Raw genomic sequence first — 24,305 nt, 5'->3', positions numbered from 1 at the left:
CGCGTTTCACGCGTTGCGCGGTGATACCAGCGTCGAGGTATCAGAACCCTGCAACTTCACGTCCGCAAGAGCATCGTTCGTCCGCACATCGAAAAGGACATGCTGCGAGTTCTCGCGGCCACCGCTCCCCGCCTCGCGTGTCGTGACGATCGCGCGCAACGCCCCTCCGCAAGTGAGGCGGGATGCGCGGAAGGATCGCGGTGATTTGCCCGACGACACAAGCGAAATCACCTGCGACATAGTAACCCGACGGGCAGGCAACGCTCCGCCATCGCTCGTGATTAGTAGAAGACGTCAGCCAATATCGAGATTTCGGGTTCAAGGCGAGCGGCCATCCCCCCGGAATGACGGCGGCTTGGACATTGCAGAACTAATGAGTTCAGCGGCTCACGCCGCTGCCCTCGCCTCGTCGACGCCATGGAACGCATAGACATCCATGCGCAGCACGCCGTAATTGGCGCTGTTGTGCAGGCGCTCGACGCGCCCGCCCTCGCCGGCCGCGCCCATCGCTGCGAACAGCGGCAGGAAGTGCTCGTCGGTCGGATGGTTGTCGCGCGCATGCGGAGCGAGACGGCGGTAGTCGACGAGATCGTCGACGCGGCCTTCGATCGCGGCGTTGTGCACCCAGTCGGCGAAGTCGACCACCCAGGACGGCGCGGGGTCGTCGATGTCGAGCCGGCGCTTGCGGAATTCGCCGAGATTGTGGGTGAAGCTGCCGCTGCCGATGATCAGCACGCCTTCCTCGCGCAAAGGCGCCAGCGCGCGGCCGAGTTCGAGATGATGCCTTGGACCGCGCTCGGTCTGGATCGAGAGTTGCAGCACCGGAATGTCGGCTTGCGGATACATCAGCAGCAGCGGCACCCAGGCGCCGTGATCGAGGCCGCGCGCGCGGTCGATGCCGACCGGCAGGCCGGCCGCCTGCAACCGCGCCGCCACGGCGTGCGCGAGATCGGGCGCGCCCGGCGCGGGATAGCGCAACTGATAGAGCTCACGCGGAAAGCCATAGAAATCGTGGATCGTCTCGTTGGCAGCGACCGCATTGACGGTGGGGATGTCGGTCTCCCAATGCGCCGAGATCACCAGGATCGCCTTCGGCCGCGGCAGGCTGTGGCCGAGACCGACGAGGAAGTCACGGGCCGCCGAGTCCGTGAGCGGCAGCATCGGCGAACCGTGCGACAGGAAGATGCTGGGCAGGGTCATGTCATGGCTCCTGGTTCAATTGGTATCTCAGGTGGCGCCCCAAACTACAACTGTCGTCCCGGGCAAGCCCGAGCGTCGCATCGCGACGTTCGGGCGCCGACCCGGACCCATACCGCGCGATGTCGCGGCTGGAACAGACTGGTCGTCTCACCTGCCCCAAATAGCGCCCTGCGGTTATGGATCCCCGCGTTCGCGGGGATGACATCGAGATTGGGGCGATGGGCAACCGCCCCTCACCATCAATGCGCGCTGCGGAGCTGGCCGCCGGCAAGGCTACTGCGAAGGCCGCCGAGGGCGTAGGCGCCGTCGCCGAGCAGGGCCTGGACCACCAGGGTCACCGCCCAGAACGCCGGATACTCCCAGCCGCCCTTCGGATTGTTGAAGAAGAACCCCGCGGAGCCATGGACGGTGAAGATGGCGCCGAGCAGGATCGGCACGGCGGCGAGCGCCACCCAGCGGGTGTAGACGCCGAGGATCAGCGCGATGCCGGCGAGGATCTCGGCCGTGATGACGAGGTAGGCGAGCTCGGGCGGCAGGCCGATGCTGCCGAAGAATTTTGCAGTGCCGGCCGGGCTGAACACGAACAGCTTGAGGCTGGCATGGGCCAGGAACAAGCCACCCAGCGTCAGGCGAAGCAGCAGGGCGGCGTAGGGTGCAGTGCGCGAATCGATCATCTCGGGCTCCCAATGGATAGTGCCGAGACATAGATCATTCCCTGGGAGACGATAATCTGGCCGCCAGGAAAGACAGCTCAAACCATTGAGGTGAGGTGGCAGGCGGTTCGTCGTGGACGTACCGCCTTACGCACCGACGCCACGGCGCCTCGAATGCCGACGCCCCGTTCGTCCACCGTTGCATGACGCCGACATGCCTCCGGAAACCGGGGGCACATGCCGCCGCTCCCGATCAGAACCGGTAGCTCGCGCCAACGCGGATCAGGTGGAGTTCGTTCTTGAAGTCGGCACGGTTGCCGTCGCGATTGAACAGCGTCACGTTGCCGTAGTCGGTGTAGACATATTCACCGCGTCCGACCCAGTTGCTGGTGAAGGCGTATTCGACACCGACGCCTGTCGTGAGGCCGGCCTTCACCTGATCCTCCCACACCACCTGCTCGCCGGCGTTGCGGCCCTTTTGGATATTGTTGGTCAAGTTGGCGATGCCGACACCGAGCGTGCCGAAGACCAGCAAGCGGTCGAACGCATAGCCGGCGCGCGCGCGGACCGAGCCGAACATGCCGTATTTGGCGTAGGACGAATCGTTGTCGAAGATGTCGTTGCTCTGCGACGCGGTGGACCGGCCGAGATCGACCTCGGCGCCGACCACGAAGCGATTGGCGAACTGATAATTGTAGCCGCCATAGAGGCCGAAGGCCACGCCATCAGCGCCCTCCTCGGCATGGCCGTGATTGTTGTTGCGATAGAAGTCGATGGTCCACAGCCCGTGCGCGCCCCCGGCGAATGCGCCGGCATAGAAGCCGGTCCAATTGTAGTACGGGGCATCGTAGACTGCTACGGGCCGCTGGACCCTGAAATCTCCTGCCTGCGCGACCGTGCCGGCAAGCAGGACGCCACAGGCGGCAACAGCAAGAGTGTACACTGCTTTCATCAACCCATCCTCACAAACTCAATACATGTGCAAGCGAGTGCATCCCCAGAAGGCGCTCGCGCGGGGCGGAAACTGAAAACGAAGTCGGGCACCAAGTTGACCCGCTTTGGGTCAGGAAGTGATCAAATGCGGCATTGTTCGGGACTGCACTGTGGCGCGGCAACTGATACCGGCGAGAACCCGAATTTGTTGCGACATCTTTTCACTTGCAGTGCGATGACGCGAAGGCAGCGCGACTGATTCGCGCCATCGTTATGACGGACGCCCACCCCCGCCCCCGTCCGCAAGAGTGACGATTCCCCGCACCTCACGAGTCTGCTAGCGAGACACCTCACACCCGGCGAGTGAGGCTGAATGCTGGACCGTCTGACTGGACTGGAAGTGATGTCGCGGATCGCCAGTTCTGGCAGCCTGTCGGCGGCCGCGCGTGCGCTTGGCATGTCGCCAACGATGGTCACGAAACATCTGGCAGCGCTGGAGGCGCGACTCGGCACGAAGCTGTTTCACCGCACCACGCGCCGGCTGACCATCACCGAGGCCGGTCGGCGATATCTCGATCTCGCCGAGCGGGTGCTCGGCGATTTCGAGGCGGCCGAGAGCGCGATCGCGGCCGACCGGGTCGAGCCGCGCGGCCTGTTGCGGCTCAATGTCCCGCTCGCCTTCGGCACGCGCCAGATCGCGCCGCTGCTTGCAAGCTTCGCCGCGCTCTATCCCGGCGTCAGCGTCGAGCTTGGCCTCAACGACCGGCTCGTCGACCTGATCGAGGAAGGCTGGGATCTCGCGATCCGCATCGGCACGCTCAAGGACTCCAGCCTGGTGGCGCGGCGGCTGGCGCCGTGCCGGATGATGGTCTGCGCGGCGCCGTCCTATCTCGCCGCCCACGGGACGCCGCGCACCACGGCCGATCTCGCCGGCCACAACTGCCTCGGCTATACGTTGGCGGCGTCCGGCCCGTCGCGCTGGCGCATGGGCGGCAAGGCGGCCATCGACGTCACCGTGAGCGGCAATCTGCGCGCCAACAATGGCGATGCGCTGCTCGCCGCCGCCCTGGCCGGGCAAGGCGTGATCTACCAGCCGACCTTCATCGTCGGCGACGAGATCCGCGCAGGACGGCTGGTGCCGCTGACGCTCGACGTGCCGCCATCGGACCTGCTGGCGGTGCATGCCGTCTACCTGCCGGATCGCACGCCATCGGCCAAGGTGCGCGCCTTCATCGACCACCTCGCCGCGGCGTTCGCGCCCGAGCCACCTTGGGATCGCGATCTTGCGTGAGCGGACGAACAGCTCGGCCGCGATGCACTCGGAGACATCGACATGAGCGAGCAACCACGCCACGACGGCAATCATCATTGGCCGATGCTCCGCTCCCTGCGAGGCTGGCGGATCAGCGCCCTGCCCGCCGATCTCGCCGCCGGGCTGACGCTGGCGGCGATCGCGATTCCCGAGCAGATGGCGACCGCCAAGCTCGGCGGCTTCACGCCCGAGACCGGCTTCTTCGCCTTCATGGCGGGATCCCTGGGGTTCGCGCTGTTCGGCGCCAACCGCTTCCTGTCCTGCGGCGCCGATTCCACGATCACGCCGATCTTCGCCGGCGGCCTGGCGCTGCTCGCGACCAGCGGCACGCCCGAATACGGCAGCCTGGCCGCGGCGCTGGCGCTGCTGGTCGGGGTCATGCTGGTGCTGGCCGGCGGCTTCAGGCTCGGCGGCATCGCCAACGTGCTGTCGGTGCCGGTCACCGTAGGCTTCCTGGCCGGCATTGCCGTGCACATCATCGTCTCGCAATTGCCGGGCGTGCTCGGCCTGCCGTCACCGAGCGGGCCAACGCTGGCGCGGATCGCCACCTTGGCGGGCGAACTCGGCAAGGCCAACGCGTACACGATGCTCATCGGCTTCGGCGTGCTCGCGACCATCACGGTCTGCGAGCGGATCAGCGCCCGCATACCCGGCGCGCTGATCGCGCTCGCGGCCTCGACCTTGTTCGTGGTGTCGGCCGGGCTGAAGGGGGGCGGCGTGCCCGTCATCGGCGAGATCGCCGGCACGGTGCCGATGCCGTCCGTGCCGCTGATCGGACCGGAACAATGGGCGAAGCTGATCCCGCTCGCCTTCCTGATCGCGGTCGTGGTGATGGTGCAGACGTCGGCGACGACGCGCTCGTTCCCTTCCGATCCCGATCGGTCGGCCGATGTCGACCGCGACTTCCTCGGCGCCGGTGCCGGCAGCCTGCTCGCCGGATTGTTCGGCGCGTTTCCGGTCAATGCCAGTCCGCCGCGCACCGGCATCGTGGTCGAGACCGGCGGCCGGTCCCACGTCGCGGGCCTGCTCGCCGCCGCGATCGTGCTGCTGCTCGTGCTGTTCGGAGCCCGGCTGCTTGCGAATGTGCCGGAAGCGGCGCTCGGCGGCGTGCTGCTGTTCGTCGCGCTACGCATCATCCGCGTCGCGCAGATCACAAGCGTCTATCGCGCGTCCAAGGGCGAGTTCCTGCTCATCCTGGCGACCGCGGTGGCGATCGTCGCGCTGCCGATCGAGCAGGGCGTCGCGCTCGGCATTGCGCTGTCGCTGCTGCACGGCATCTGGAGCACGACACGCGCCCACCTCATCGCCTTCGAGCGCGTGCCGGACACGACGATCTGGTGGCCGGCGCATCCGCAGATCAAGGGCGAGGAGCTGTCCGACATCGCCGTGGTCGGCTTCCAGGCACCGCTCAGCTTCCTCAATGCGGCGACATTCCGCGCCGACATGCGGCGCATGCTGCGCAGCCGCAAGCCGCGGCTGGTGGTGTTCGAGGCCAGCGCCATCGTCGAGATCGATTTCACCGCCGCGCAGACCCTGCGCGACGTGATCCACACCTGCAGCGAGACCGGCGTCGTGTTCGCGGTGGCGCGGCTGGAATCGCTGCGGGCCCAGGAGGCCTTCGAACGATTCGGCCTGTACGACGTGCTGCCGCGGGATCGCGTGTTCCACAGCGTCGATCACGCGCTGCAGAAGCTGCGGGCCGTTGCGTCGGATGTGCACGTTTGAGGGAAGGGTGTCCGAGAGCGCCGTGGTCAACGACGACCTCGGCGGCAGGTCGACGCTTGCGTTCCAAGCGGTGACCTCGTGATACAAACGGTTACACGTCGCGGCGACGGTCGACATACCCGCGCTAAACTCATCGGCGAGACATCCGCCTCACGATGCCCGGCCCGTCGGCCGCGGCAAAAGCAAGGGATCACCGATCATGCACAAGCTGCTTCCGCTGCTGTTGATAGTCATCTCCAGCACCGCCGCCCAGGCTCAGGACAGGAGCGCCATGCGCCAGGCCTGCGGCGACGATGTGCGTACGCTCTGTACTGGAATCATGCCGGGCGGCGGCCGCATCAAGCAATGCATGATCGAGAAGTTCGACAAGCTCTCCGACGGCTGCAGGACGGCGCTGAAGGACGCAAAGGCGCAGCAAGGCGGCAAATGATGCCGCCTGCGACGAAAGCCAGCAGGACGCGTCGCTGATCGTTCATGTTCCTTGCAGCGAATGTCTGCTAGAACACCGCACGACGGCGACCAAACTGCAGCGATGCGCCACATGATCAGCAGAGCTGCATCGCGCGATCGGTGTCATGGAGATCTCTGTGGTACCAGGAAGAGGTTTCGCGGCGTCGAGAAAATTGCGAAACCAAAACCTGTCCGACGACGTCTAAGGACTACACTGCTTCGAAACCAACGAGAGGACCGCACTGCAATGCGCAATCTGTTCACCTCCGCCCTGCTCGCCGCGACCGTCATGTTGGGCGCGTCGGCCGCGCAGGCCTTCACGCTGCCGGCTCAGCCGGCTGCTCCGGACAGCAATGTCGAGCGCGTCGCCGGCGGCTGCGGTCCCGGCTGGTTCCCGGACCGCTGGGGCCGTTGCCGGCCCGCCCCGCGCGTCTACCGCCCCTATGGCTACGGCGGCTTCGGCCCGCGCACCTGCTGGGTGCGGCCGACCCCGTGGGGACCGCGCCGCGTCTGCCGTTGATCTGAACGGAAACAAAATGCCGCCGCGTGTCAAACGCGGCGGCATTTTCTATTTGGCGAATCGTCACGCGATCCGACATCTCCCCGCAAGGAGGGAGATGTGAGCAGCGGCCCTGCACGCCGAACCAAAATCCGAAACTCAGCTCGGCTCGGATTGCCAGTCAGCGCGCCGGGATGATCTTGCCGGGATTGAAGATGTTCTGCGGATCGAGCGCCTGCTTCACCGCGCGCATCGCATCGAGCGCTTCCGGGCCGAGCTCGGACTCGAGATATTTCTGCTTGCCCTGGCCGATGCCATGCTCGCCGGTGCAGGTGCCGTCCATGGCCTGCGCGCGCTCGACGAGGCGATGCATGAACTCGTCGCCGCGCGCCATCTCATCGGCATCGTCGACATCGCACATCAAGGAGCAGTGGAAATTGCCGTCGCCGACATGGCCGACGATCGGCGAGGTCAGCTTGAGACGCGCAAGATCCTCCTCGGTCTCGGTGACGCAATCGGCGAGCCGCGAGATCGGCACGCAGACATCGGTCGCGACCACGCCGACGCCGGGCCGGATCGCCTTCACCGACCAATAGGCGTCGTGACGCGCCTGCCAGAGCTTGGTGCGGTCCTCGGGCTTGGTAGTCCAGGCGAAGTCGCCGCCGCCGCACTCGCGCGCGATCTCGGCGAAGTTCTTCGACTGCTCGGCGACCTCGGCCGCGCTGCCGTGGAATTCGAGCAGCAGCAGCGGCGTCTCCGGCAAGGTCAGCTTGGAATAGGCGTTGCACGCCCTGACCTGCGCGGCATTGAGCAGCTCGATGCGCGCCATCGGAATGCCGGTCTGGATCGCGAGGATCGTCGCCTGGCAGGCGCCGCGCACGGTCTCGAACGAGCACGACGCCGCGGCGATGGTCTCGGGAATGCCGCGCAGGCGGATGGTCATCTCGCAGATGATGCCGAGCGTGCCCTCGGCGCCGATGAACAGGTGCGTCAAATCGTAGCCGGCGGCGGACTTCTTGGCACGGGTGCCGGTCTTGATGATCTCGCCATCGCCGCGCACGACCTTCAGCGCCAGCACGTTCTCGCGGATGGTGCCGTAGCGCACGGCATTGGTGCCGGAGGCCCGCGTCGACGCCATGCCGCCGAGGGACGCGTCGGCGCCGGGATCGATCGGAAAGAACAGGCCCTGATCGCGAAGATATTCGTTCAAGGTCTTGCGGGTGATGCCGGGCTGGATCACGCAGTCGAGGTCCTCGGCATGCACCTCCAGCACCTTGTTCATGTCGCGCATGTCGATGCAGATGCCACCCGCCGGCGCATTGACCTGGCCCTCCAGCGAGGTGCCGGTGCCGAACGGAATGATCGGCACGCCCAATGGCGCGCAGATCCGGACGACGTCCTGGATGTCGGCCGTCTCCTGCGCCAGCACCACGCCATCCGGCGGCTGCGTCGGCAGCCAGGTCGTGGTATGGCCATGCTGCTCGCGCACGGCCTGCGAGGTGATAAGCCTGTTGCCGAAGCGGGCCGCGAGCGCGTCGAGCGCACTTTTCAGCGCCTCCGGCGCGGGCCGCTTCAAATCGTGATGGGGGATCGTCGTCGCCACTGCTTCCTCCGAAAGTTGGGCGGACCGTGACAAAGGACGATCAAGGGGTCAAGGGAGCAAACGGAAGAGCCGATGAGCGATAATGCAGTGCCCGCAGCGCAAGGCGCCGGACCGTTTCTGTCACAGGTCATGCAGATCGAGCCGCAATGGATCGACTACAACGGCCACCTCAACATGGCCTATTACAACGTGATGTTCGACCGCGCGATCGACCAGATCTGGGCCGAGCTCGGCATTGGACCTGCCTACATGACGGAGCGCCAGGGCTCGACCTTCACCGCCGAATGCCACGTGCGCTATTTGCGCGAGATTCATCTCGGCGATCCCGTTGTGGTCGCGGTCTGGCTGATCGCCGCCGACGAGAAGCGGCTGCACACGTTCGAGGAGCTGCGCCATGCCGAGGAAGGCTGGGTCTCCGCCACCTCGGAGAACATGTCGGTGCACATCGACATGACCAAGCGCAAGGTCGCGCCGTTTCCGCCGGACATCCAGGCCAACATCGCCCGCGTGCTGCAGGCGCATGCCACGCTGCCGCGGCCCGACGGGCTCGGCCGCGCCATCGGCATGCCGAAGAGATGACGGTGACCGGCCGCCGCTACGCCGGCAGGCCGGCGTCGGACAATCCCTCGAATACCCGGGCCGAATAGGCGTCCGGCAGCGGCGGCATGCCGCGCTGGACCTCGGCCAGGGTCAGGTCCGGATAGCCGGCACGCAGCGCCTGCAGACTGCGCAGGGCTTCCGGCCGCTCACCCGCCAGCACGTGGGACGGGCACATGGTCCGGTGCACCCACAGCGACGACGGGTGCTCGCGCAGGCCGCGCTGCTGCCAGCGCGCCGCCTCCGCGTAGGTCCCGGCGGCGAAATGCGCGCAGCCGATTCCAATGAGGGCGTTGAAGGCGAGCGGGTCCTGCGGCGCGAGATCCAGCGCAATCCGAAAGCGCTCGATCGCCGACGCGGCATCGCCGCGATAGACATCGAGCCAGCCGCTGCGGCTCCAGGCCCAGGCGGCACCGCCATCCAGCGCGAGCGCCCGGCCCACCACCTGCTCGGCCTCGGCGAGCTCATCCAGCAAGGTGAGCGCATTGCCGAGCACGCACAGCACGGTCGCATCCGCAAGCTCGGTCGGCACGCGCTGCGCCAGGGCGCGACCAAGCTGCCGATCCTGCCCGGGCGCGGTGCCGAAATGATAGACCGCGCGCTGGCCGTAGGCCCAGGCCGCGAGCGCCGTGGCCAGGGCATGACGGGGATCGCGGGCGATGGCCTGATGCAGCAGCTCGAGCGCACTGCGGTTGCCGTCGGCGTCGAGCGACAGCACGCCGGGCATGGCGCGCAGCGCGAGATCCTGCGCGGTCAGATCCTCATCCGGTTTGCGCAGCGCCCGATCGATCTCGGCGCGGCGCAGGCTTTGCAGCAGCGATGCCGCCACGCGGGCGGCCAACCGTTCGTGACTGTCGGCCTCCCACCGCAGCATGACCTCGCCGCGATGCGCCCATATCAGCCCGCCGCTGTCCTGGTCGATCAGCTGCAGCAGCAGCCGGGACGCGCCATCCCGACCGTGGAGCGACGCGTTCATGCGGTAGCGCGCCGCGCGCGGCTGGGTCGTCACGGCAAATCCGGCGCGGGTCAGCGCCAGCGTGAGCTCGGCCGCGAGGTCGTCCGCCAGCTCGCGCACGCTCGGATCGGTGGCGATCATGGCGAAGGCGATGGTCGGCCGGTCGCGTACCGGCGCAATGGTGGTGCGCGACGCGGCGAGCTGCGCCATCAAGACCGCCTGCCGCCTCAGGGTTTCCGACGGCGTCTCGCCGTGGCAGCGACGATAGCCGGCGGCGAAGCGGCCGTAATGCGGGAAGCCGCAGCGCAGAGCGACGTCCATCACCTTCTCGCCGGCGCGCCCCTGCAGAAACTCGACACGGGCGCGCGCGTAGCCGAGCTCCTGCCGGACCATTTGCGGCGACCGGCCGATCGACCTGACGAACTGGCGCTGCAAGGTCCGTCCGGAAACGCCGGCAATCTTCGCCAGATCGGCCAGCGTCCAGCGCCGCCCGAGGTCGTCATGCATCGCTTCGAGCGCGCGGCGTACGCTGCGTGGCAAAGGCTGCCGCGCCGCCAGGGGAACCTGATCTCCGTCCATCATGCGACGACGTCCAATTGCCTATGGGTCATCGGCGGCGCTCGAAAAGTTCACGATCCGGATGGCCGTGTCGCGATCTGGATAGCGCTGCCCGAGGCCTGCCGCGTACGTCTCCACACATCAGCGCGCGCAACAGCGCTGCATTCTCCGGAGGAGACCATCATGACCGCATCAGCTGCAATTCAGGCCGGCGTGACCGCAGAGCCGGATTTCACCGCGCTCAAGGCACGCCAGCACAGCGCGTGGTCGTCCGGCGACTACGCCATCGTCGGCAACACGCTGCAGATCGTCGGCGAGGAACTCTGCGAGGCGCTTGACATCCGCGCCGGCCAGAAGGTGCTCGACGTGGCCGCCGGCAACGGCAACGTCACATTGGCTGCGGCGCGGCGCTGGTGCAACGTCGTCTCGACCGACTACGTGCCTGCCCTGCTCGACCGCGGTCGCCAGCGTGCCGCCGCCGACGGCCTGTCCGTGCAGTTCCAGGAGGCCGATGCCGAGGCGCTTCCGTTCGGCGATGGCACGTTCGACGTGGTGGTCTCGACATTCGGCGTGATGTTCACGCCCCGGCAGGAGCGCGCCGCCGCCGAGCTCACCCGGGTATGCCGCAGCGGCGGCAAGATCGGCCTGGCCAATTGGACCCCCGACGGCTTCATCGGCCAGTTGTTCAAGACGCTCGGCAAATATCTGCCACCGCCCGCCGGCGCCAAATCGCCGGCGCTGTGGGGCACCGAGGCACGCATCCGAGAGATGTTCGCCGATGCCGCCGACATTCGCTGCCATCGGCGTCATTTCGCGATGCGCTACCGCTCGCCTGAGCATTTCGTCGACGTGTTCAAGACCTACTATGGTCCGGTGCTCAAGGCCTTCGCTGCGCTTGATGGCGACCGCCAGGCCGATCTCAAGCGCGACATGCTGGCGCTGATCGGGACGCTCAATCGCGCCGAGGACGGCACGATGGTGGTGCCGTCGGAGTATCTCGAAGTGGTCATCATCAAGCGCTGAGATCGTCAGCTCTGCACCACCCAGTCGGGCAAGCGGTCGAACCAGGGCTGCACCTGCTCGAGCTGGCGGGCGAGCTGCAACAGCCGTGTCTCGTCGCCGAGCCGGCCCGTGAACTGCACGCCGAGCGGCAGGCCGTCGGCGGTCCAGTGCAGCGGCACGCTCATCGCCGGCGTGCCCGTGAGATTGGCGAGCTGCGTGAACGGGACGTATTGCAGGCTGTCGCGGGCGATCTTGTCGATCATGCCGTCGAGCACGCCCGAGCGCGTCAACAGCCCGAGCAGGCCGATGCGGTCGAGCATGTCGAGCAGGGTCTGCTCGGCGGTCGAGGGATCGCCCTGGCCGTGCCGGATCGGCGGATGCGCGAGCGTCGGCGTCAGCAGCAGATCGTAGCGCAGATGGAAGCGGGCAAGCGCGCGCGCGAAGCCGTTCCATTTCAGCAGCTGCGCGGTCAGCGCGCCCGCCGAGATCGCGCCGCCCAGCGTCGACAGCACCCGCGTCAGCAGCTCGAACTCCTCGCGCTTCGCGCCCTTGCCGCGCGCATCGGCCACCAGCGCCGCGACCTGGCCGAAATAGATGTGCAGGAACGAGGTCGCGAGCGCGGCGCCGTCGATGTCGGGGGTGGCCTCCTCGACCTCGTGACCGAGGCCCTGCAGCAGCTTCACCGCGTTGTCGACCGCGAGCTTCGCTTCGGCATGCACCTCCGTCCCGATCGGCGACGCCGTCGTGTAGCCGATGCGCAGGCGGCCGGGATCGTGGGCAACCGCATTGGCGTAGACCACGCCGGGCTCGGCGGTGAGAAAAGGATCGCCCGGCTCACTGCCCGCGATGACGTCGAGCGCGAGCGCGGTGTCGCGCACGCTGCGCGAGAGCACGCCCTCACAGGAGGCCCCGAACCAGTACTCGCCGAAGCCCGGGCCCGACGAGACCAGGCCGCGCGACGGCTTCAGCCCGAACAGACCACAGCAGGCGGCGGGAATGCGGATCGAACCGCCGCCATCATTGCCGGCGGCCATCGGCACGACGCCCGAAGCGACGGCCGCGGCGGCGCCGCCGCTGGAGCCGCCCGGCGTGTGTGCGGGATTCCAGGGGTTGCTGACGCGGCCGAAGGCGCGGGAGTCGCTGACGCCCTTCAGCGCGAGCTCCGGCAGGTTGGTCTTGCCGAAGATCACGAGGCCGGCTTCGAGATACCGTCTGACGACCGAGGCATGCTCTCCGGCGACGAAACCGGACAGCGCCTTGCTGCCATAGGCCGTCGGAAGGCCCGCATAGTCCTGGGCGCAGTCCTTGATCAGGAACGGCACGCCCGTGAGCGGGCCGTTGGCAGGCTTGGCGAGCTGCGCACGGGCCTCGCGCTCCATCAGCCTGCAGACGGCGTTGGTCCTCGGCTGGGTCCGCTCGTGCTGCGCCAGTGCGAGCTGCAACAGCTCCGCCGCATTGGTCTCGCCGCCCTTCACCGCGGCGGCAAGCGCCGTCGCATCGCGCCGCACATAGTCCCGGACGTTCACATTGCCCTCCCCGTACTGCAATTCGCCGCCGTCATCGTAGCTGATTCTGGTTGCAACAGAGGCGCAGTTGCGCCGAACGCGGCATCAATCGGGCGCAACGGAGGCAATCGTGGCGGCACGATGGTCGACCCCGGTCGACCTGACGGCCGGATTGCGCAGCTTGGTCCCGAATCTAGTTAATTTGATTCAGATCATTCGTCGCGTCTCTTGTGCCGACCTAACCTTACGCATCGTTAGTTGCGTAGAGTTGACGAGAGAGCGATGGGACGCCTCGCAAGCCTGCTGAGCCGAGCGCACGGTCCGCATGAGGATGCGGCAGCCGTTCCTGTGACCACCGCCGACTACTTCATCCTGCTGTCGCGCGCGATGGAGAATCTGCCGGATTCCTCCCCCGAGCGCCGCGCCGAAGTCTACCAGTCGGCACGCCAGGCGCTGGTGACCCAGTTGCAGGCGATGGATCCGCCGGTCTCGCGCTCACGCATCAAGGCCGAGCAGCGCGCGCTCGACGATGCGGTTGATACGATCGAAACGCGCGCGCTGACGGCGCCGGACGGCAGTCCGGAACAAACGACGACGCTGGTCCCGGACGACCCGCTGCATCCCTCCTCCATTACTGCACACCCCGACATTCCGACCGCTTCCGTTTCAACAGCTCAAGATGACACCCAGGATCCCGCCATGGCTCAAAGTCAGTTTCATTCCAAGTTTGCCCCGCGCGCCGTCGAGGAGAAGCCGATGTCACGACTCGATGAAATCAACCGGGTGCTGCGCAAGCTGCAGAGCGACTCGTTCGGGGTCGAGGCCTGCGCGCTGATCTCGGAGGACGGGCTGATGATCGCGAGCGTGCTCGCGGCCGACATGGAGGAGACGCGGGTCGCCGGCATGACCGCGACCTTGCTGTCGCTCGGCGGCCGCGCCGCCATGGAGCTCGGCCGCAGCCATCTGCAGGAGGTCATCATCCGCGGCGAGTCCGGCTATGCCGTGCTGGTCAGCGCCGGCCGCGGCGCGCTGCTGCTCGCGCTCACCAACGAGAACAGCAAGCTCGGGCTCACCTTCTTCGACATGCGCGAAGCCGTCCGGTCGCTGCAGAAGGTGCTGTAGCGCACCGTCGTCCAATGAGCCGGCGCGCGGCGACGACGCGGCGTCGGCGGGAGTAGTTTCATGGCCAATACCGTCCTCTATGACGACGGCGTTCACAAGAACATCCTGCTGGAGGATTTCGGCGCCGGCGATCTCGCGGTGCAGGCGAACCAGCATCTCATCATCCACGACCGCGTCGGCATGCTGCTCGATCCTGGCGGCCACAAGGTCTATTCCAGGGTGCTCAGCGAGACCTTCAGCCAGCTCTCGGGCGGGCGGCTGAAATATCTGTTTCTGTCGCACCAGGACCCCGACATCGTCGCGGCGATCAACGGCTGGCTGATGACGACCGATGCCGACGCCTACATCTCCGAGCTATGGACCCGCTTCGTGCCGCATTTCGGCTTCGACCACATCGTCGCCCACCGGCTGAAGCCGATTCCCGACGAGGGCATGGTGTTCGACCTCGCAGGCAGCAGGCTCTACGCGCTGCCGGCGCACTTCCTGCACAGCGAGGGCAATTTCCAGCTCTACGATCCGATCTCGAAGATCCTCTACAGCGGCGACCTCGGCGCCTCGATCGGCGTCGACTACACCGTCGTGCGTGACTTCAAGGCGCATACGCGCTTCATGGAAGGCTTTCACCGGCGCTACATGGTCTCCAACCGCGTCATGAAGGCGTGGGCGCAGATGGTCAGCACGCTCGACATCGAGATCATCGCCCCGCAGCACGGCGCGCTGTTTCCGGATGCGACGATGTCGCGCCAGTTCATCGCGTGGTGCGCGGGGCTCGAATGCGGCATCGACCTGATCACGCCGAAATTCAAGGTGCCCGTGGGCTGACATGCTGGCGCCTTCCCCGAACTCCGTTCCGCCGTCGCCCGCAATGCGCGTCGATGCGTGCGCCGTGGCCGGCGAGGAGGCACCGGTCTGGCTCGCCGCGGCCTTCGCCGTCGCCGGCACCCTGATCGCCGTCATGTCCGCAGCGCTCTGGCAGCAAGGCACCGCCACGCCGCCGGTCGCGACGGCCGCGATGCCGGTGACGGCCGTGCCGCAGCGCGACGACCGCGTTGCCGACGCGGCTCCCAAGCGACGGGAGGCGCGGATCGTCGAACCGGCGCCGATCATCGCGCCGCCGACGCCGCCCGCAATCGCTCCCGTCGTGATCGCGCCACCAACTCCGCCGATCGCCCCGGCAGCGCCCCCGGAGCCCCAGGGCACGACGAAGCCCCCCGCCGAGTGCTTCGCCCCGCTGGCGGTCGGCTTCGAGCGCGGCAGCGCGCGACCGAACCCTGCCGACATGAAGCGGTCGCTGGCGATCCTGCAACGCGCGCTCGCGCGCCACGGTGAGGCGACCATCATCATCGAGGGCCATACCGACGCCAGCGGCACCGAGGATCTGAACGTGCTGCTGAGCTATTCGCGCGCCAAGGAGATCGCGGCCCAGTTGAAGCGCGAGGGGCTCTCCGCGCAGCGGATGTCGGTGCGCGCGGCCGGCGCCGGCGAGGCGCGCGGCGATGCCCAGGCGGTCGCGGGCGACCGCAAGGCCGTGCTGCGCATTGCGGGCGTCGACGATTGCAGTCAACTCACAGCGACGAAGCGACCATGACGATCTATGCCATCGTGAGCGGCCTCGGCGCCGCCATTCTGCTGCTCACCTCGGGCTATTTGTTCGGCGCCCGCCAGGGCGCGCTGTCCCGCGAGCTGTTGCGGCGGCAGGTGCAAATACAGGCGGCCAGCCTCGACCAGTTGCAAGAGCAGAGCAGCCACGACGCCATCGAGCGGGAGACCAGCCTGCGCAGCGCGATCGAGGATGTGCTGGCGCCGCTGGTCGAGCGTGAGCGTATCTCGCTGGATCTGGCGCAGCTCGCGAGCCGGCCCGGCCGGCGCCGCGAGCTGGTACCGCTGCTCGACCGCATCGCCGAAGTCGGCCGCTTCCAGACCGTGCTGCTCACCAACGAGGAAGGCCTGCCGCTTGCGGCCAATACGACTGCCCACCGCACCGAGCAGCTTGCGGCAGCGGCGACGCGGCTCGCGCTGGTGGCGGAGAAGATCGCCGACGAGACCCACATCGCGCCGTTGTCGGTGATGCTGCGCGACGCCTCCGAGGCGACGACGCTGTGCCGGATCTTCCGCGTGCAGGACCAGACGCTCACTCTGACCGCGCTCTCCAACGATGCGCGCCTCGCCTCCGTTGCGCTCGATCCCGCGCTCGCCAAGGTGCAGGTCGCGCTGACTGCGCCGGCCTGACACCTCCCCAGAACGCAAAGGGCGCAGCACCTCTTGCGAGGCACCGCGCCCTTCGCCGACCTCATTGTCAGGGATGAGGCCGACTACACGCGGCTGCGGCCGCGGGCGAGGCCCACGACGGCCGAAACCAGAAACAGCACGATGGCGATGAAGAAGATGATCTTGGCGATCTCGATCGACGCACCAGCGATGCCGCCGAAGCCGAGGATGCCGGCGATCAATGCGATAACCAGGAAGGTGACAACCCAGCCTAACATGACACGACCTCTGTCTCTCGATTGCGGTTCAAAGCGACGCGGAGCTTGCGCCGTTGCCAGGACAATCGTGGCTCGGAACAAAGGTTCCGGGCGCGCGGGCCGCTAAAAATTCGCGATTTGCCGGAACAAACGCCCATCGAAGCTGGAGCGGCGTCCGTCTGCCCCGATTTAGGGCTGTAAAACGCCCCCGCCGGCCCCATATAGCCGTCAATCCCTGCTATGAGGGCTCCTTCCTGCAGACCTCGTGATGCCGTCGTATGATGCCATCAGAGGGACGAGACTGATTCGCTGATGACCGAGCCCAACCGCGTGAGCCCTTTTCCTGCGCCCGACCACCAGCCCGTCGCCGGCGGCATCGCCGCGCGCGCCCGCGCCGCCGCGACCGGTGGGGCGCGCTATCTGGCGGGCCTCAATCCGGAGCAGCGCCAGGCGGTCGAGACGCTCGATGGCCCGGTGCTGGTGCTCGCCGGCGCAGGCACCGGCAAGACCCGGGTGCTGACCACGCGCATCGCGCATATCCTGAGCCAGGGGCGCGCACGGCCGAGTGAGATTTTGTCGGTGACCTTCACCAACAAGGCGGCGCGCGAGATGAAGACGCGGCTTGCCGAGATGCTGGGACAGGCGGTCGAGGGCATGCCGTGGCTCGGCACTTTCCACTCGATCTCCGGCCGCATCCTGCGCAGCCATGCCGAGCTGGTGCAGCTCAAGTCCAATTTCACCGTGCTCGACGTCGACGACCAGATCCGTCTGCTCAAGCAGTTGCTGCAGGCCGAGAACGTCGACGACAAGCGCTGGCCGGCGCGCATGCTGGCCGGGCTGATCGACGGCTGGAAGAACCGCGGCCTGGCGCCATCCCAGGTGCCCTCGGGCGAGGCCGCCGTGTTCGCCAATGGCAAGGGCGGCAAGCTCTATGCGAGCTATCAGGAACGGCTGAAGATCCTCAACGCCGCCGATTTCGGCGACCTGCTGCTGGAGAGCATCCGGCTGTTCCGCGAGAACCCGGACGTGCTGCGGCAGTACCAGAGCCGGTTCAAGTTCATCTTGGTCGACGAGTATCAGGACACCAACGTCGCGCAATATCTGTGGCTGCGGCTGCTGTCGCAGGCGCCGTCGTCCTCTGGTTCGTCATTGCCGGGCTCGACCCGGCAATCCATCGCGTCTTCGGAAGAAGATGGATCACCGGGTCACGACGCTGCGCGTCGGCCCGGTGATGACGAGACGGGTGTTGCTGCGCCCAGCCCCGCGTCTCCTCCCAAAAACATTTGCTGCGTCGGCGACGACGATCAGTCGATCTATGGCTGGCGCGGCGCCGAGGTCGACAACATCCTGCGCTTCGAGCACGACTTCCCCGGCGCCAAGGTCATTCGCCTGGAGCGCAACTACCGCTCCACGGGGCACATCCTCGCCGCCGCCTCGCACCTGATCACGCACAACGAAGGCCGGCTCGGCAAGACCTTGCACACCGAGGACGTCGAGGGCGAGAAGGTCACCGTCACTGGCGCCTGGGATTCCGAGGAGGAAGCGCGCGGCATCGGCGAGGAGATCGAGGAGCTGCAGCGCCGGGGCGAGCATCTCAACGATATCGCGATCCTGGTGCGCGCCTCCTACCAGATGCGCGAGTTCGAGGACCGCTTCGTCACGCTCGGCCTGCCCTATCGCGTCATCGGCGGCCCGCGCTTCTACGAGCGCGCCGAGATCCGCGATGCGCTGGCTTACTTGCGTGTCATCAACTCGCCGGCCGACGATCTCGCCTTCGAGCGCATCGTCAACGTGCCCAAGCGCGGGCTCGGCGACGCCACCGTGCAGATGCTGCACGACCACGCGCGCAAGCGCCGCATCCCGCTGTTCGAGGCGGCGCGCGCGGTGGTCGAGACCGACGAGCTGAAGCCGAAGGCACGCGGCTCGCTGCGCGGGCTGATCCTGCAGTTCGAGCGCTGGCGCGCCCAGCGCGAGGTCACGTCGCACACCGAGCTCGCCGAGATCGTGCTCGACGAGAGCGGCTACACCGAGATGTGGCAGAAGGACCGCTCGGCCGATGCGGCCGGGCGACTGGACAACCTCAAGGAGCTCGTCCGCTCGATGGAGGAGTTCGAGAACCTGCACGGTTTCCTCGAGCACATCTCGCTGGTGATGGACCGCGAGGGCGCCGCCGACGAGGAGGCGGTGTCGCTGATGACCTTGCACTCGGCAAAGGGGCTGGAATTCGACAACGTGTTCCTGCCGGGCTGGGAGGAAGGGCTGTTCCCGAGCCAGCGTACGCTCGACGAGCAGGGCCGCGCCGGGCTGGAAGAGGAGCGCCGCCTCGCCCATGTCGGCCTGACCCGCGCGCGGCGTCGGGCAAAAATCTATTTCGCCACCAACCGCCGCATCCACGGCACCTGGACCACCACGATCCCGTCGCGCTTTCTCGACGAGCTGCCCGCGGCGAGCGTCGAGATCACCGAATCGAAGGGGGGCTCGGGCTGGGGCGGTGCGGGCGGCTACGGCCCGTCGCGCTTCGACAACGTGGAATCGTTCGGATCGAGCTATTCCACGCCGGGCTGGCAGCGCGCGCAGGCACGTCGGCCGGGCGCAGCGCGCGGTTCGTCGGAGGGCGGCTTCAAGGAAGAACCATCGCCGTTCTCAGGCCGTGATCCGTTCGGCGGTAATTTCGGCCGTGGCAAGCGCGGACCGATGACCATCGAGGGCGAGCTGGTGGCGAAATCCACCGGCACGACGTCGGAATTCACGCTCGACGACCGCGTCTTCCATCAGAAGTTCGGCTATGGCCGCGTCGTCAAGATCGACGGCAACAAGCTGACCATCGCCTTCGACAAGGCCGGCGAGAAGCACGTCGTCGACAGCTTCGTCCAGCGGGCGTGATCTGGCGCGACGGCCGCGCCGCCGGGCGGCCGTTGCCGCGCGTCGCAATCGAGCTTCACACTTCGCCGTTGTTTGGCCTTGACCATGGCAGCGTGCATCGTATGAGATGCAATCATGGTCCGAGGATACATTCTGTTGAGTGTTGCGGTCGCGCTGTGTGTGCCCTCGCTGGCGGCGGCGCAGACGATGAGCTTTGGCGACTCCGCGGGGCTGATCGCGTCCAGTTGCGGCGCTGACATCACCGCCAATTGCCGCGGCGTCAACCTCGACTCCAACCGCCTCAAGGAATGCCTCTCGCGCAACCAGGACGTGGTCTCCGCGCAGTGCAAGGCAACCTATTTCAAGGCGTTCGAGGCGATCCAGAAGCGCATCGCCGCGCGGGTCACGGTCGCCAATGCCTGCCAGCGCGAGATCGTCAAGCTGTGCGGCGGCTCCACGAAGGAGACCAGCAAATCGATCCCGTGCCTGATGACGACCAACGGTGTGAGCGCGCGGTGTCAGCAGGCGATGGGCGAAGCGGGGTATCGCTGATGCGGCGGGCAGCGAGATCACTGCTGTCAGGGCTGATCGCGGCTTCGCTGGCGGCCGCGAGCGCGCCCGTATGGTCGCAGGAGGTGAGTCGCGAGGACATCGTGCGCCAGCTCAGCCGCTTCGAGACTGCGCCCACGCTCGATCTGCCGGCGCTGAAGCAGCAGACCCAGGAGCGCTCCAGGATCCGCAGCCGCAACGAGCCACCGCCGCAGAAGCGTCCGCCGATCGCGCCGGAGCTGATGAATCTGCCGGCCTTGAACGTCGACATCCAATTCGACGTGGACACCCCGATCGTGCGTCCGGAATCATACCAAGCCGTCGGGCGGATCGCCGATGCGATGGTGTATTCCGACCTCCTGCCCTACACGTTCCTGATCGTCGGCCACGTCGAAGCCAACGGCAAGCGCGAGTCGAATGTCATCCTGAGCCAGCGCCGCGCCGACGCGATCCGCGACATCCTGGCGAACACCTTCAAGATCTCGGTCAAACGGCTGCAATCGATCGGACTTGGCGAGGAGCAGTTGCTTGACCCGTCCAAGCCGACCGCCGCCGTCAATCAGCAGATCCAGGTCATTCCGATCGCAAAAACCGTCGAAGAGGCCGCAGCGCCGCCTCCGCCCACTGCTCCGGCGACGCCCAGCAAGCAGGGCCCCCGCAAGCATCGCAATTGATGCAATTGGGATCTGCGCGGAAGCCATGAACCCGGAGCGCTGCCGGTGCGACTGTTGTTTCAGCAGGTTGCCGGTGCGCTCTCCGGCCGGCGCGAATGGAACCCGTTTTCAAGTCGGCGCTCTGCCCGGCGATGCGGCCGGGCCGCGATTGCCGGGTTTGTCGATGCAGCCGCTTGATGGTATAGCCCCCTCTTTGCGGCCGTCGATTGAGCGGCGGTCGATCTCATTGACGAGCGAGCCAGCCATGAACGCCATGTTCCGACGCCAGATGGTCGACTACGTCGAATATCATCGCGATCCGCGCAACGGCCTAATGCATGTGTTCGGGATCATCCTGTTGTTCCTGGGCGCCGTGCTGCCCCTGAGCTTGTGGCATTTCGACGCGCTCGGCATCCGGATCGGCCTCGGCGCCGTGCTGGCGCTGCCCGTCCTGCTCTACTGGCTGCTGCTCGATGCCGCACTCGGGGCCGGCATCCTCGCCTTCGCCGTGCTGTTCCTTGCTGCGGCCATGATGATCGCCGATCACGTCCATGGTGTCGCCTTCTGGGCGCTGTTTGCCGCGCTCATCATCTTCGGTTTCGTCTCGCAGGCCGTGGGCCACAAGATGTTCGAGCGCAACAATCCATCTCTGCTGGATCATCCGGCGCATCTCTTTCTCGGTCCGATGTTCGTGATGGCGAAATTGTACATGGCGTTGGGTCTGCGGCCTTCGGTGGCCGACCTCATCGCGCCGAACTGGTCGCCGGATCGGCTCGCATCGGACCGGCTTCAAGGCGATCAGCACTCGCGTCCCTAAATGAAAGTCCTCGTCACCGGCGGCAGCGGTTTCATCGGCCATCACCTCGTCTCTGCGCTGACGACGCGGGGCGCCGAGGTGCGTGTGCTCGACATTCGCTGCCCCAGCCACATGATCGCTGACGTCGAGTACATCGAAGGCTCGGTGCTCGATGCGGGCCTGGTGAAGCAGGCGGTCGCCGGCGCGGATCAGGTCTATCATCTGGCCGGACTGCCCGGCATGTGGATGCCGGACCGCGAGGACTTCTTTCGCGTCAACTGCGTCGGCACCGAGACCGTGCTGGCGGCGGCGCGTGCCGGCCGGGTGCGCCGGTTCCTGCACTGCTCGACGGAATCGATCCTGTTCGACTATCCGGGCTCGACCGGCGCCGCCTCGGCGCCGACCGCACCTCCGGCCGACGCGATGCCGGGCGCCTATACGCGCTCGAAGGCGCTCGCCGAGGCTCGCGCCATGGCAGCCGCCGCGGACGGCTTCCCCGTCGTCGTGGGCACGCCGACGATGCCGATCGGCCCGCATGACAGCAACCTGACACCGCCGTCGCAGATGCTGCGCCTCTTCCTGGACAGCCGGCTCCAGCTCTACCTCGACTTCATCGTCAACCTGGTCGACGTCCGCGACGTCGCGGCGGGCCTGATCCTGGCGATGGAGCGCGGCAGGGTCGGCGGCCGCTACGTGTTCGGCGGCGAGAGCCTGCGCCTCAGCCGCATCCTCGATCTGATGGCGGCGATCAGCGGCCGCAAGCATGTCGCGGTCGCCGTGCCCGGCCGGCTGGCCGAGCTGTCGGCGGGCATGCTCGAGTTCGTTTCCGATCACCTCACCAAGCGCTGCCCGTCCGGCACCGCCGAGGGGGTGCGGATCGCCCGCGCGGCCTCGGATCTGTCGATCGACAGGGCCAAGCGCGAGCTCGGCTACGCCCCGCGCCCGATCGAGCCGAGCTTGCGCGAGACGATCGCCTTTCTGCTCGATTCCGAGCCGCGAAGGCGGCCCGACGACAAACAACACCCTTTTCGCACCGCGGCCGAATAGCTAAGAGCAGCCGGTCCCAGGTCTCACAACGGTTCCAAGACATGTCCGGCGATGCCAGCCCCATCTCGTCGTTTGCGTTCAGCGGATGGACCACCACTTGGCCCACCTCGCTGCTTGCCATCATCTGGCTGATCTGGCTCGCGAGCTGGGTCGGCGCCTCGTTCTGGTCGGGGCAGACCCGAAAGCATGTGACGGTGATCAAGACCAGCCGCTATCACGCGCTGATCGTGCTCGGCGGCATCCTGTTCACGCCGTGGACCTCGCGCCTGCTCGGCGAGAAGCCGTTCTGGAATCCCGGCGAGACCGGCGTCTACCTGCTGACCATCGTGACCCTGGCCGGCATCGCCTTCACCTGGTGGGCGCGCATCCATCTCGGCCGCTTCTGGTCCAACGCGATCACCCACAAGGAAGGCCACAAGGTGATCGATACCGGCCCCTACGGCATGGTCCGTCACCCCATCTATACCGGGCTGATCCTCGGCATGATCGCCACCGGCATCGCGGTGGGCACGGTGACCGCCGTGCTCGGCGCCGTCCTGATCTCGCTCGGGATGGCCTGGAAGGCAAAGATGGAAGAGGTCTTCCTCGCTCAGGAGCTCGGGCCGGATTACGTCACCTACCGGCAGCGCGTGCCGATGATCATTCCGTTCCTGCCGCCGGGCTGAAGCGCTCAGCGCCTGACCTGGGCTTCCGACGGCAGCTGCGGCGGCTGGCTTGCCACCTGCGGCAGCAGATGGCGCGGCAGGATGATGCGCTGGCCGGGGACCAGCGGCTGGGCGGCGAGGCCGCGATTGGACTGCTGCAGAGCCCAGAGCGGAACGCGATAATTGGTGGCGATCTGGTCCAGGGTCTCGCCCGGCCGCACTGCCAGTGCAGTGCCGCTGTCCCACAACTCCACGGAGGCTTTCGGCGGCACCAAGTAGCGCAGCGGCACCGGGTCGGCCTCGGCAGTGGCCGAGGTCTGCGACAATTGGCTGATCATGGTGACCAATTGGGCGTGCACATCCTCCATCTTGTCGATGTTGATGTGCGTAACCTCGTCATGATCCTTCATGTCGAAGCTCGCGTAATGACCGCGAAAGCCGGGCTCGGGCTTGACGTCGCCGCCGCCGAGAATGTTGTCGGACAGGAACAGGTTGATGAAGCGCTGCACGTTGGGCGGCACGCTCTTGGTCGCATGCGCCGGATCGACGGTGACGACGAGGGCAACCGGGATGTTCTGCTCCTGCAGTGTGATCGCGATGCGGACGCTGCACAGCCCGCCCATCGAATGGCCGATCAGCACGATCGGGCCCGGCTCCTGGCGGTAGTTCTTGGCCACCTGGAGCGCGATCAGGTCGCACAGCGTGAATTCATAGACACTGGCCCGGTAGCCGGCCTGCTCGATCTTTTCGGCCAGACGGTCCATCCCGGTCGAGAACAGCGGCCCGAGCGCGCCGCGGAACAGGTACACCCGCGGCGGCGGCAGCGGCTGGCTGATCTCGGGCGGCGCGGGGGGTACCGCGCGGATCGCCGCGGGGGTTGCTGCCGGGGATGCCTTGGCTGATCTGGTCGGCGCGGGGGCGGAAGCAGCACCGGGCTGGGCGGCCTGCGAGATGCTCGAGGCGGCAAGTCCGGCGAGGAGAGGTGCGGTAACGAGGATCGCGAGCAATCTCCTGCCGGCAGCCGCCTTGGCTGGGCCGAGCCACCGCCTCGCGATTCGCGCCACGCTGGTCATTCGCGCTCCCGGGAAAGCTCTCAAGCTCAGATCAAGCAGGGTCGTCTCCCCCCTGCCATACCGCTTGTCGCCGCCGAATGGGAGCATTTTGGGGCGCGCGCC

The 24,305-nt window shown here is 67.1% G+C and carries 24 protein-coding genes; 16 read left to right on the top strand and 8 right to left on the bottom strand.

The genetic code is table 11. The annotated features are described in order from the left end of the window. Positions 1–387 precede the first annotated feature (387 nt). The 3 genes from QX070_RS10505 to QX070_RS10495 form a co-directional block, all read right to left on the bottom strand. Positions 388–1,200 (bottom strand): class III extradiol ring-cleavage dioxygenase, encoded by an 813-nt coding sequence (locus QX070_RS10505; protein ID WP_315736845.1) that lies wholly within the window; start codon positions 1,198–1,200, stop codon positions 388–390. Between the two features lie 239 nt (positions 1,201–1,439). After that, positions 1,440–1,874, bottom strand: a complete 435-nt coding sequence (locus tag QX070_RS10500) for a DoxX family protein (RefSeq protein WP_315736844.1) — start codon at positions 1,872–1,874, stop codon at positions 1,440–1,442. 232 nt (positions 1,875–2,106) lie between these two features. Then, on the bottom strand, positions 2,107–2,805 hold the full coding sequence (locus QX070_RS10495) for an outer membrane protein (protein WP_315736843.1): 699 nt from the start codon (positions 2,803–2,805) through the stop codon (positions 2,107–2,109). 354 nt (positions 2,806–3,159) lie between these two features. Here QX070_RS10495 and QX070_RS10490 point away from each other — a divergent pair, with 354 nt between their 5' ends. The 4 genes from QX070_RS10490 (at position 3,160) to QX070_RS10475 (ending at position 6,793) form a co-directional block, all read left to right on the top strand. After that, entirely contained in the window at positions 3,160–4,077 is a 918-nt protein-coding gene (locus QX070_RS10490) for a LysR family transcriptional regulator (RefSeq protein WP_315736841.1), read from the top strand. A 42-nt stretch (positions 4,078–4,119) separates the two neighbouring features. Further along, positions 4,120–5,823 carry a SulP family inorganic anion transporter gene (locus tag QX070_RS10485; RefSeq protein ID WP_315736840.1) on the top strand — a complete coding sequence of 568 codons (1,704 nt, stop codon included), beginning with the start codon at positions 4,120–4,122 and terminating at the stop codon, positions 5,821–5,823. 199 nt (positions 5,824–6,022) lie between these two features. Then, the gene (locus QX070_RS10480) at positions 6,023–6,253 is read left to right on the top strand and encodes a hypothetical protein (RefSeq protein WP_315736839.1); all 231 of its coding nucleotides are present in this window, start codon (positions 6,023–6,025) and stop codon (positions 6,251–6,253) included. Between the two features lie 267 nt (positions 6,254–6,520). Further along, a complete protein-coding gene (locus QX070_RS10475) occupies positions 6,521–6,793 on the top strand; it encodes a GCG_CRPN prefix-to-repeats domain-containing protein (RefSeq protein WP_315736838.1) in 273 nt (90 codons plus the stop codon). Between the two features lie 160 nt (positions 6,794–6,953). Here the strand turns inward: QX070_RS10475 and QX070_RS10470 are convergent, their stop codons facing one another. Further along, positions 6,954–8,375, bottom strand: coding sequence for an FAD-binding oxidoreductase (locus tag QX070_RS10470; protein ID WP_315736837.1), 1,422 nt, complete (start codon positions 8,373–8,375; stop codon positions 6,954–6,956). 72 nt (positions 8,376–8,447) lie between these two features. On the opposite strand from QX070_RS10470, the gene QX070_RS10465 reads away from it, so the two are divergent. Continuing rightward, positions 8,448–8,954, top strand: a complete 507-nt coding sequence (locus QX070_RS10465; protein WP_315736836.1) for a thioesterase family protein — start codon at positions 8,448–8,450, stop codon at positions 8,952–8,954. A gap of 16 nt (positions 8,955–8,970) precedes the next feature. Here the strand turns inward: QX070_RS10465 and QX070_RS10460 are convergent, their stop codons facing one another. Then, complete coding sequence (locus QX070_RS10460; RefSeq protein WP_315736835.1) at positions 8,971–10,509, bottom strand: helix-turn-helix domain-containing protein; 1,539 nt, start codon at positions 10,507–10,509, stop codon at positions 8,971–8,973. 159 nt (positions 10,510–10,668) lie between these two features. Here QX070_RS10460 and QX070_RS10455 point away from each other — a divergent pair, with 159 nt between their 5' ends. Continuing rightward, a complete protein-coding gene (locus QX070_RS10455) occupies positions 10,669–11,508 on the top strand; it encodes a class I SAM-dependent methyltransferase (RefSeq protein WP_315736834.1) in 840 nt (279 codons plus the stop codon). Between the two features lie 5 nt (positions 11,509–11,513). On the opposite strand, the gene QX070_RS10450 is transcribed toward QX070_RS10455, so the two are convergent. After that, positions 11,514–13,013 carry an amidase gene (locus QX070_RS10450; RefSeq protein ID WP_315736832.1) on the bottom strand — a complete coding sequence of 500 codons (1,500 nt, stop codon included), beginning with the start codon at positions 13,011–13,013 and terminating at the stop codon, positions 11,514–11,516. 261 nt (positions 13,014–13,274) lie between these two features. On the opposite strand from QX070_RS10450, the gene QX070_RS10445 reads away from it, so the two are divergent. Genes QX070_RS10445 through QX070_RS10430 form a run of 4 tightly spaced genes read left to right on the top strand, consistent with a single transcriptional unit; the run spans position 13,275 to position 16,343 of the window. Beyond that, the gene (locus tag QX070_RS10445) at positions 13,275–14,114 is read left to right on the top strand and encodes a roadblock/LC7 domain-containing protein (RefSeq protein ID WP_315736830.1); all 840 of its coding nucleotides are present in this window, start codon (positions 13,275–13,277) and stop codon (positions 14,112–14,114) included. Positions 14,115–14,174: 60 nt separating this feature from the next. Beyond that, complete coding sequence (locus QX070_RS10440) at positions 14,175–14,936, top strand: MBL fold metallo-hydrolase (RefSeq protein WP_315736828.1); 762 nt, start codon at positions 14,175–14,177, stop codon at positions 14,934–14,936. 1 nt (position 14,937) lies between these two features. Continuing rightward, on the top strand, positions 14,938–15,702 hold the full coding sequence (locus QX070_RS10435; protein WP_315736826.1) for an OmpA family protein: 765 nt from the start codon (positions 14,938–14,940) through the stop codon (positions 15,700–15,702). Continuing rightward, positions 15,699–16,343, top strand: coding sequence for a hypothetical protein (locus tag QX070_RS10430; RefSeq protein ID WP_315736825.1), 645 nt, complete (start codon positions 15,699–15,701; stop codon positions 16,341–16,343). Before QX070_RS10435 ends, QX070_RS10430 begins: the two co-directional genes overlap by 4 nt. Before the next feature lie 83 nt (positions 16,344–16,426). On the opposite strand, the gene QX070_RS10425 is transcribed toward QX070_RS10430, so the two are convergent. After that, the gene (locus tag QX070_RS10425; protein ID WP_006614063.1) at positions 16,427–16,600 is read right to left on the bottom strand and encodes a DUF1328 domain-containing protein; all 174 of its coding nucleotides are present in this window, start codon (positions 16,598–16,600) and stop codon (positions 16,427–16,429) included. 291 nt (positions 16,601–16,891) lie between these two features. Between QX070_RS10425 and QX070_RS10420 the strand changes: the two genes are divergently transcribed. The 6 genes from QX070_RS10420 (at position 16,892) to QX070_RS10395 (ending at position 23,151) form a co-directional block, all read left to right on the top strand. Continuing rightward, on the top strand, positions 16,892–19,462 hold the full coding sequence (locus tag QX070_RS10420; protein WP_315736823.1) for an ATP-dependent helicase: 2,571 nt from the start codon (positions 16,892–16,894) through the stop codon (positions 19,460–19,462). A 114-nt stretch (positions 19,463–19,576) separates the two neighbouring features. Continuing rightward, a complete protein-coding gene (locus tag QX070_RS10415; RefSeq protein WP_315736821.1) occupies positions 19,577–19,993 on the top strand; it encodes a hypothetical protein in 417 nt (138 codons plus the stop codon). Then, positions 19,993–20,664, top strand: a complete 672-nt coding sequence (locus QX070_RS10410) for an OmpA family protein (protein WP_315736819.1) — start codon at positions 19,993–19,995, stop codon at positions 20,662–20,664. The genes QX070_RS10415 and QX070_RS10410 overlap by 1 nt, the downstream gene beginning before the upstream one ends. 244 nt (positions 20,665–20,908) lie before the next feature. Beyond that, positions 20,909–21,460, top strand: a complete 552-nt coding sequence (locus tag QX070_RS10405) for an Mpo1-like protein (RefSeq protein WP_315736818.1) — start codon at positions 20,909–20,911, stop codon at positions 21,458–21,460. Further along, positions 21,461–22,486, top strand: a complete 1,026-nt coding sequence (locus QX070_RS10400) for an NAD-dependent epimerase/dehydratase family protein (RefSeq protein WP_315736817.1) — start codon at positions 21,461–21,463, stop codon at positions 22,484–22,486. It begins immediately after the preceding gene. A 41-nt stretch (positions 22,487–22,527) separates the two neighbouring features. Beyond that, entirely contained in the window at positions 22,528–23,151 is a 624-nt protein-coding gene (locus tag QX070_RS10395; RefSeq protein ID WP_315736816.1) for an isoprenylcysteine carboxylmethyltransferase family protein, read from the top strand. Positions 23,152–23,156: 5 nt separating this feature from the next. Here QX070_RS10395 and QX070_RS10390 read toward each other — a convergent pair whose 3' ends face one another. Then, positions 23,157–24,203, bottom strand: coding sequence for an alpha/beta fold hydrolase (locus tag QX070_RS10390; protein WP_315736815.1), 1,047 nt, complete (start codon positions 24,201–24,203; stop codon positions 23,157–23,159). Positions 24,204–24,305 lie beyond the last annotated feature (102 nt).

The organism is Bradyrhizobium sp. SZCCHNR1093, from assembly GCF_032381175.1.
Classification (GTDB): Bacteria; Pseudomonadota; Alphaproteobacteria; order Rhizobiales; family Xanthobacteraceae; genus Bradyrhizobium.
This window is presented reverse-complemented; position numbering and strand designations above follow the sequence as displayed.

Excerpts from the sequence above, each read along its gene's own strand:
- QX070_RS10505 (WP_315736845.1), bottom strand. The coding sequence starts at position 1,200 with ATGACCCTGCCCAGCATCTTCCTGTCGCACGGTTCGCCGATGCTGCCG.
- QX070_RS10500 (WP_315736844.1), bottom strand. The coding sequence starts at position 1,874 with ATGATCGATTCGCGCACTGCACCCTACGCCGCCCTGCTGCTTCGCCTG.
- QX070_RS10495 (WP_315736843.1), bottom strand. The coding sequence starts at position 2,805 with ATGAAAGCAGTGTACACTCTTGCTGTTGCCGCCTGTGGCGTCCTGCTT.
- QX070_RS10490 (WP_315736841.1), top strand. The coding sequence starts at position 3,160 with ATGCTGGACCGTCTGACTGGACTGGAAGTGATGTCGCGGATCGCCAGT.
- QX070_RS10485 (WP_315736840.1), top strand. The coding sequence starts at position 4,120 with ATGAGCGAGCAACCACGCCACGACGGCAATCATCATTGGCCGATGCTC.
- QX070_RS10480 (WP_315736839.1), top strand. The coding sequence starts at position 6,023 with ATGCACAAGCTGCTTCCGCTGCTGTTGATAGTCATCTCCAGCACCGCC.
- QX070_RS10475 (WP_315736838.1), top strand. The coding sequence starts at position 6,521 with ATGCGCAATCTGTTCACCTCCGCCCTGCTCGCCGCGACCGTCATGTTG.
- QX070_RS10465 (WP_315736836.1), top strand. The coding sequence starts at position 8,448 with ATGAGCGATAATGCAGTGCCCGCAGCGCAAGGCGCCGGACCGTTTCTG.
- QX070_RS10460 (WP_315736835.1), bottom strand. The coding sequence starts at position 10,509 with ATGATGGACGGAGATCAGGTTCCCCTGGCGGCGCGGCAGCCTTTGCCA.
- QX070_RS10455 (WP_315736834.1), top strand. The coding sequence starts at position 10,669 with ATGACCGCATCAGCTGCAATTCAGGCCGGCGTGACCGCAGAGCCGGAT.
- QX070_RS10445 (WP_315736830.1), top strand. The coding sequence starts at position 13,275 with ATGGGACGCCTCGCAAGCCTGCTGAGCCGAGCGCACGGTCCGCATGAG.
- QX070_RS10440 (WP_315736828.1), top strand. The coding sequence starts at position 14,175 with ATGGCCAATACCGTCCTCTATGACGACGGCGTTCACAAGAACATCCTG.
- QX070_RS10435 (WP_315736826.1), top strand. The coding sequence starts at position 14,938 with ATGCTGGCGCCTTCCCCGAACTCCGTTCCGCCGTCGCCCGCAATGCGC.
- QX070_RS10430 (WP_315736825.1), top strand. The coding sequence starts at position 15,699 with ATGACGATCTATGCCATCGTGAGCGGCCTCGGCGCCGCCATTCTGCTG.
- QX070_RS10425 (WP_006614063.1), bottom strand. The coding sequence starts at position 16,600 with ATGTTAGGCTGGGTTGTCACCTTCCTGGTTATCGCATTGATCGCCGGC.
- QX070_RS10420 (WP_315736823.1), top strand. The coding sequence starts at position 16,892 with ATGACCGAGCCCAACCGCGTGAGCCCTTTTCCTGCGCCCGACCACCAG.
- QX070_RS10415 (WP_315736821.1), top strand. The coding sequence starts at position 19,577 with ATGGTCCGAGGATACATTCTGTTGAGTGTTGCGGTCGCGCTGTGTGTG.
- QX070_RS10410 (WP_315736819.1), top strand. The coding sequence starts at position 19,993 with ATGCGGCGGGCAGCGAGATCACTGCTGTCAGGGCTGATCGCGGCTTCG.
- QX070_RS10405 (WP_315736818.1), top strand. The coding sequence starts at position 20,909 with ATGAACGCCATGTTCCGACGCCAGATGGTCGACTACGTCGAATATCAT.
- QX070_RS10400 (WP_315736817.1), top strand. The coding sequence starts at position 21,461 with ATGAAAGTCCTCGTCACCGGCGGCAGCGGTTTCATCGGCCATCACCTC.
- QX070_RS10395 (WP_315736816.1), top strand. The coding sequence starts at position 22,528 with ATGTCCGGCGATGCCAGCCCCATCTCGTCGTTTGCGTTCAGCGGATGG.
- QX070_RS10390 (WP_315736815.1), bottom strand. The coding sequence starts at position 24,203 with ATGACCAGCGTGGCGCGAATCGCGAGGCGGTGGCTCGGCCCAGCCAAG.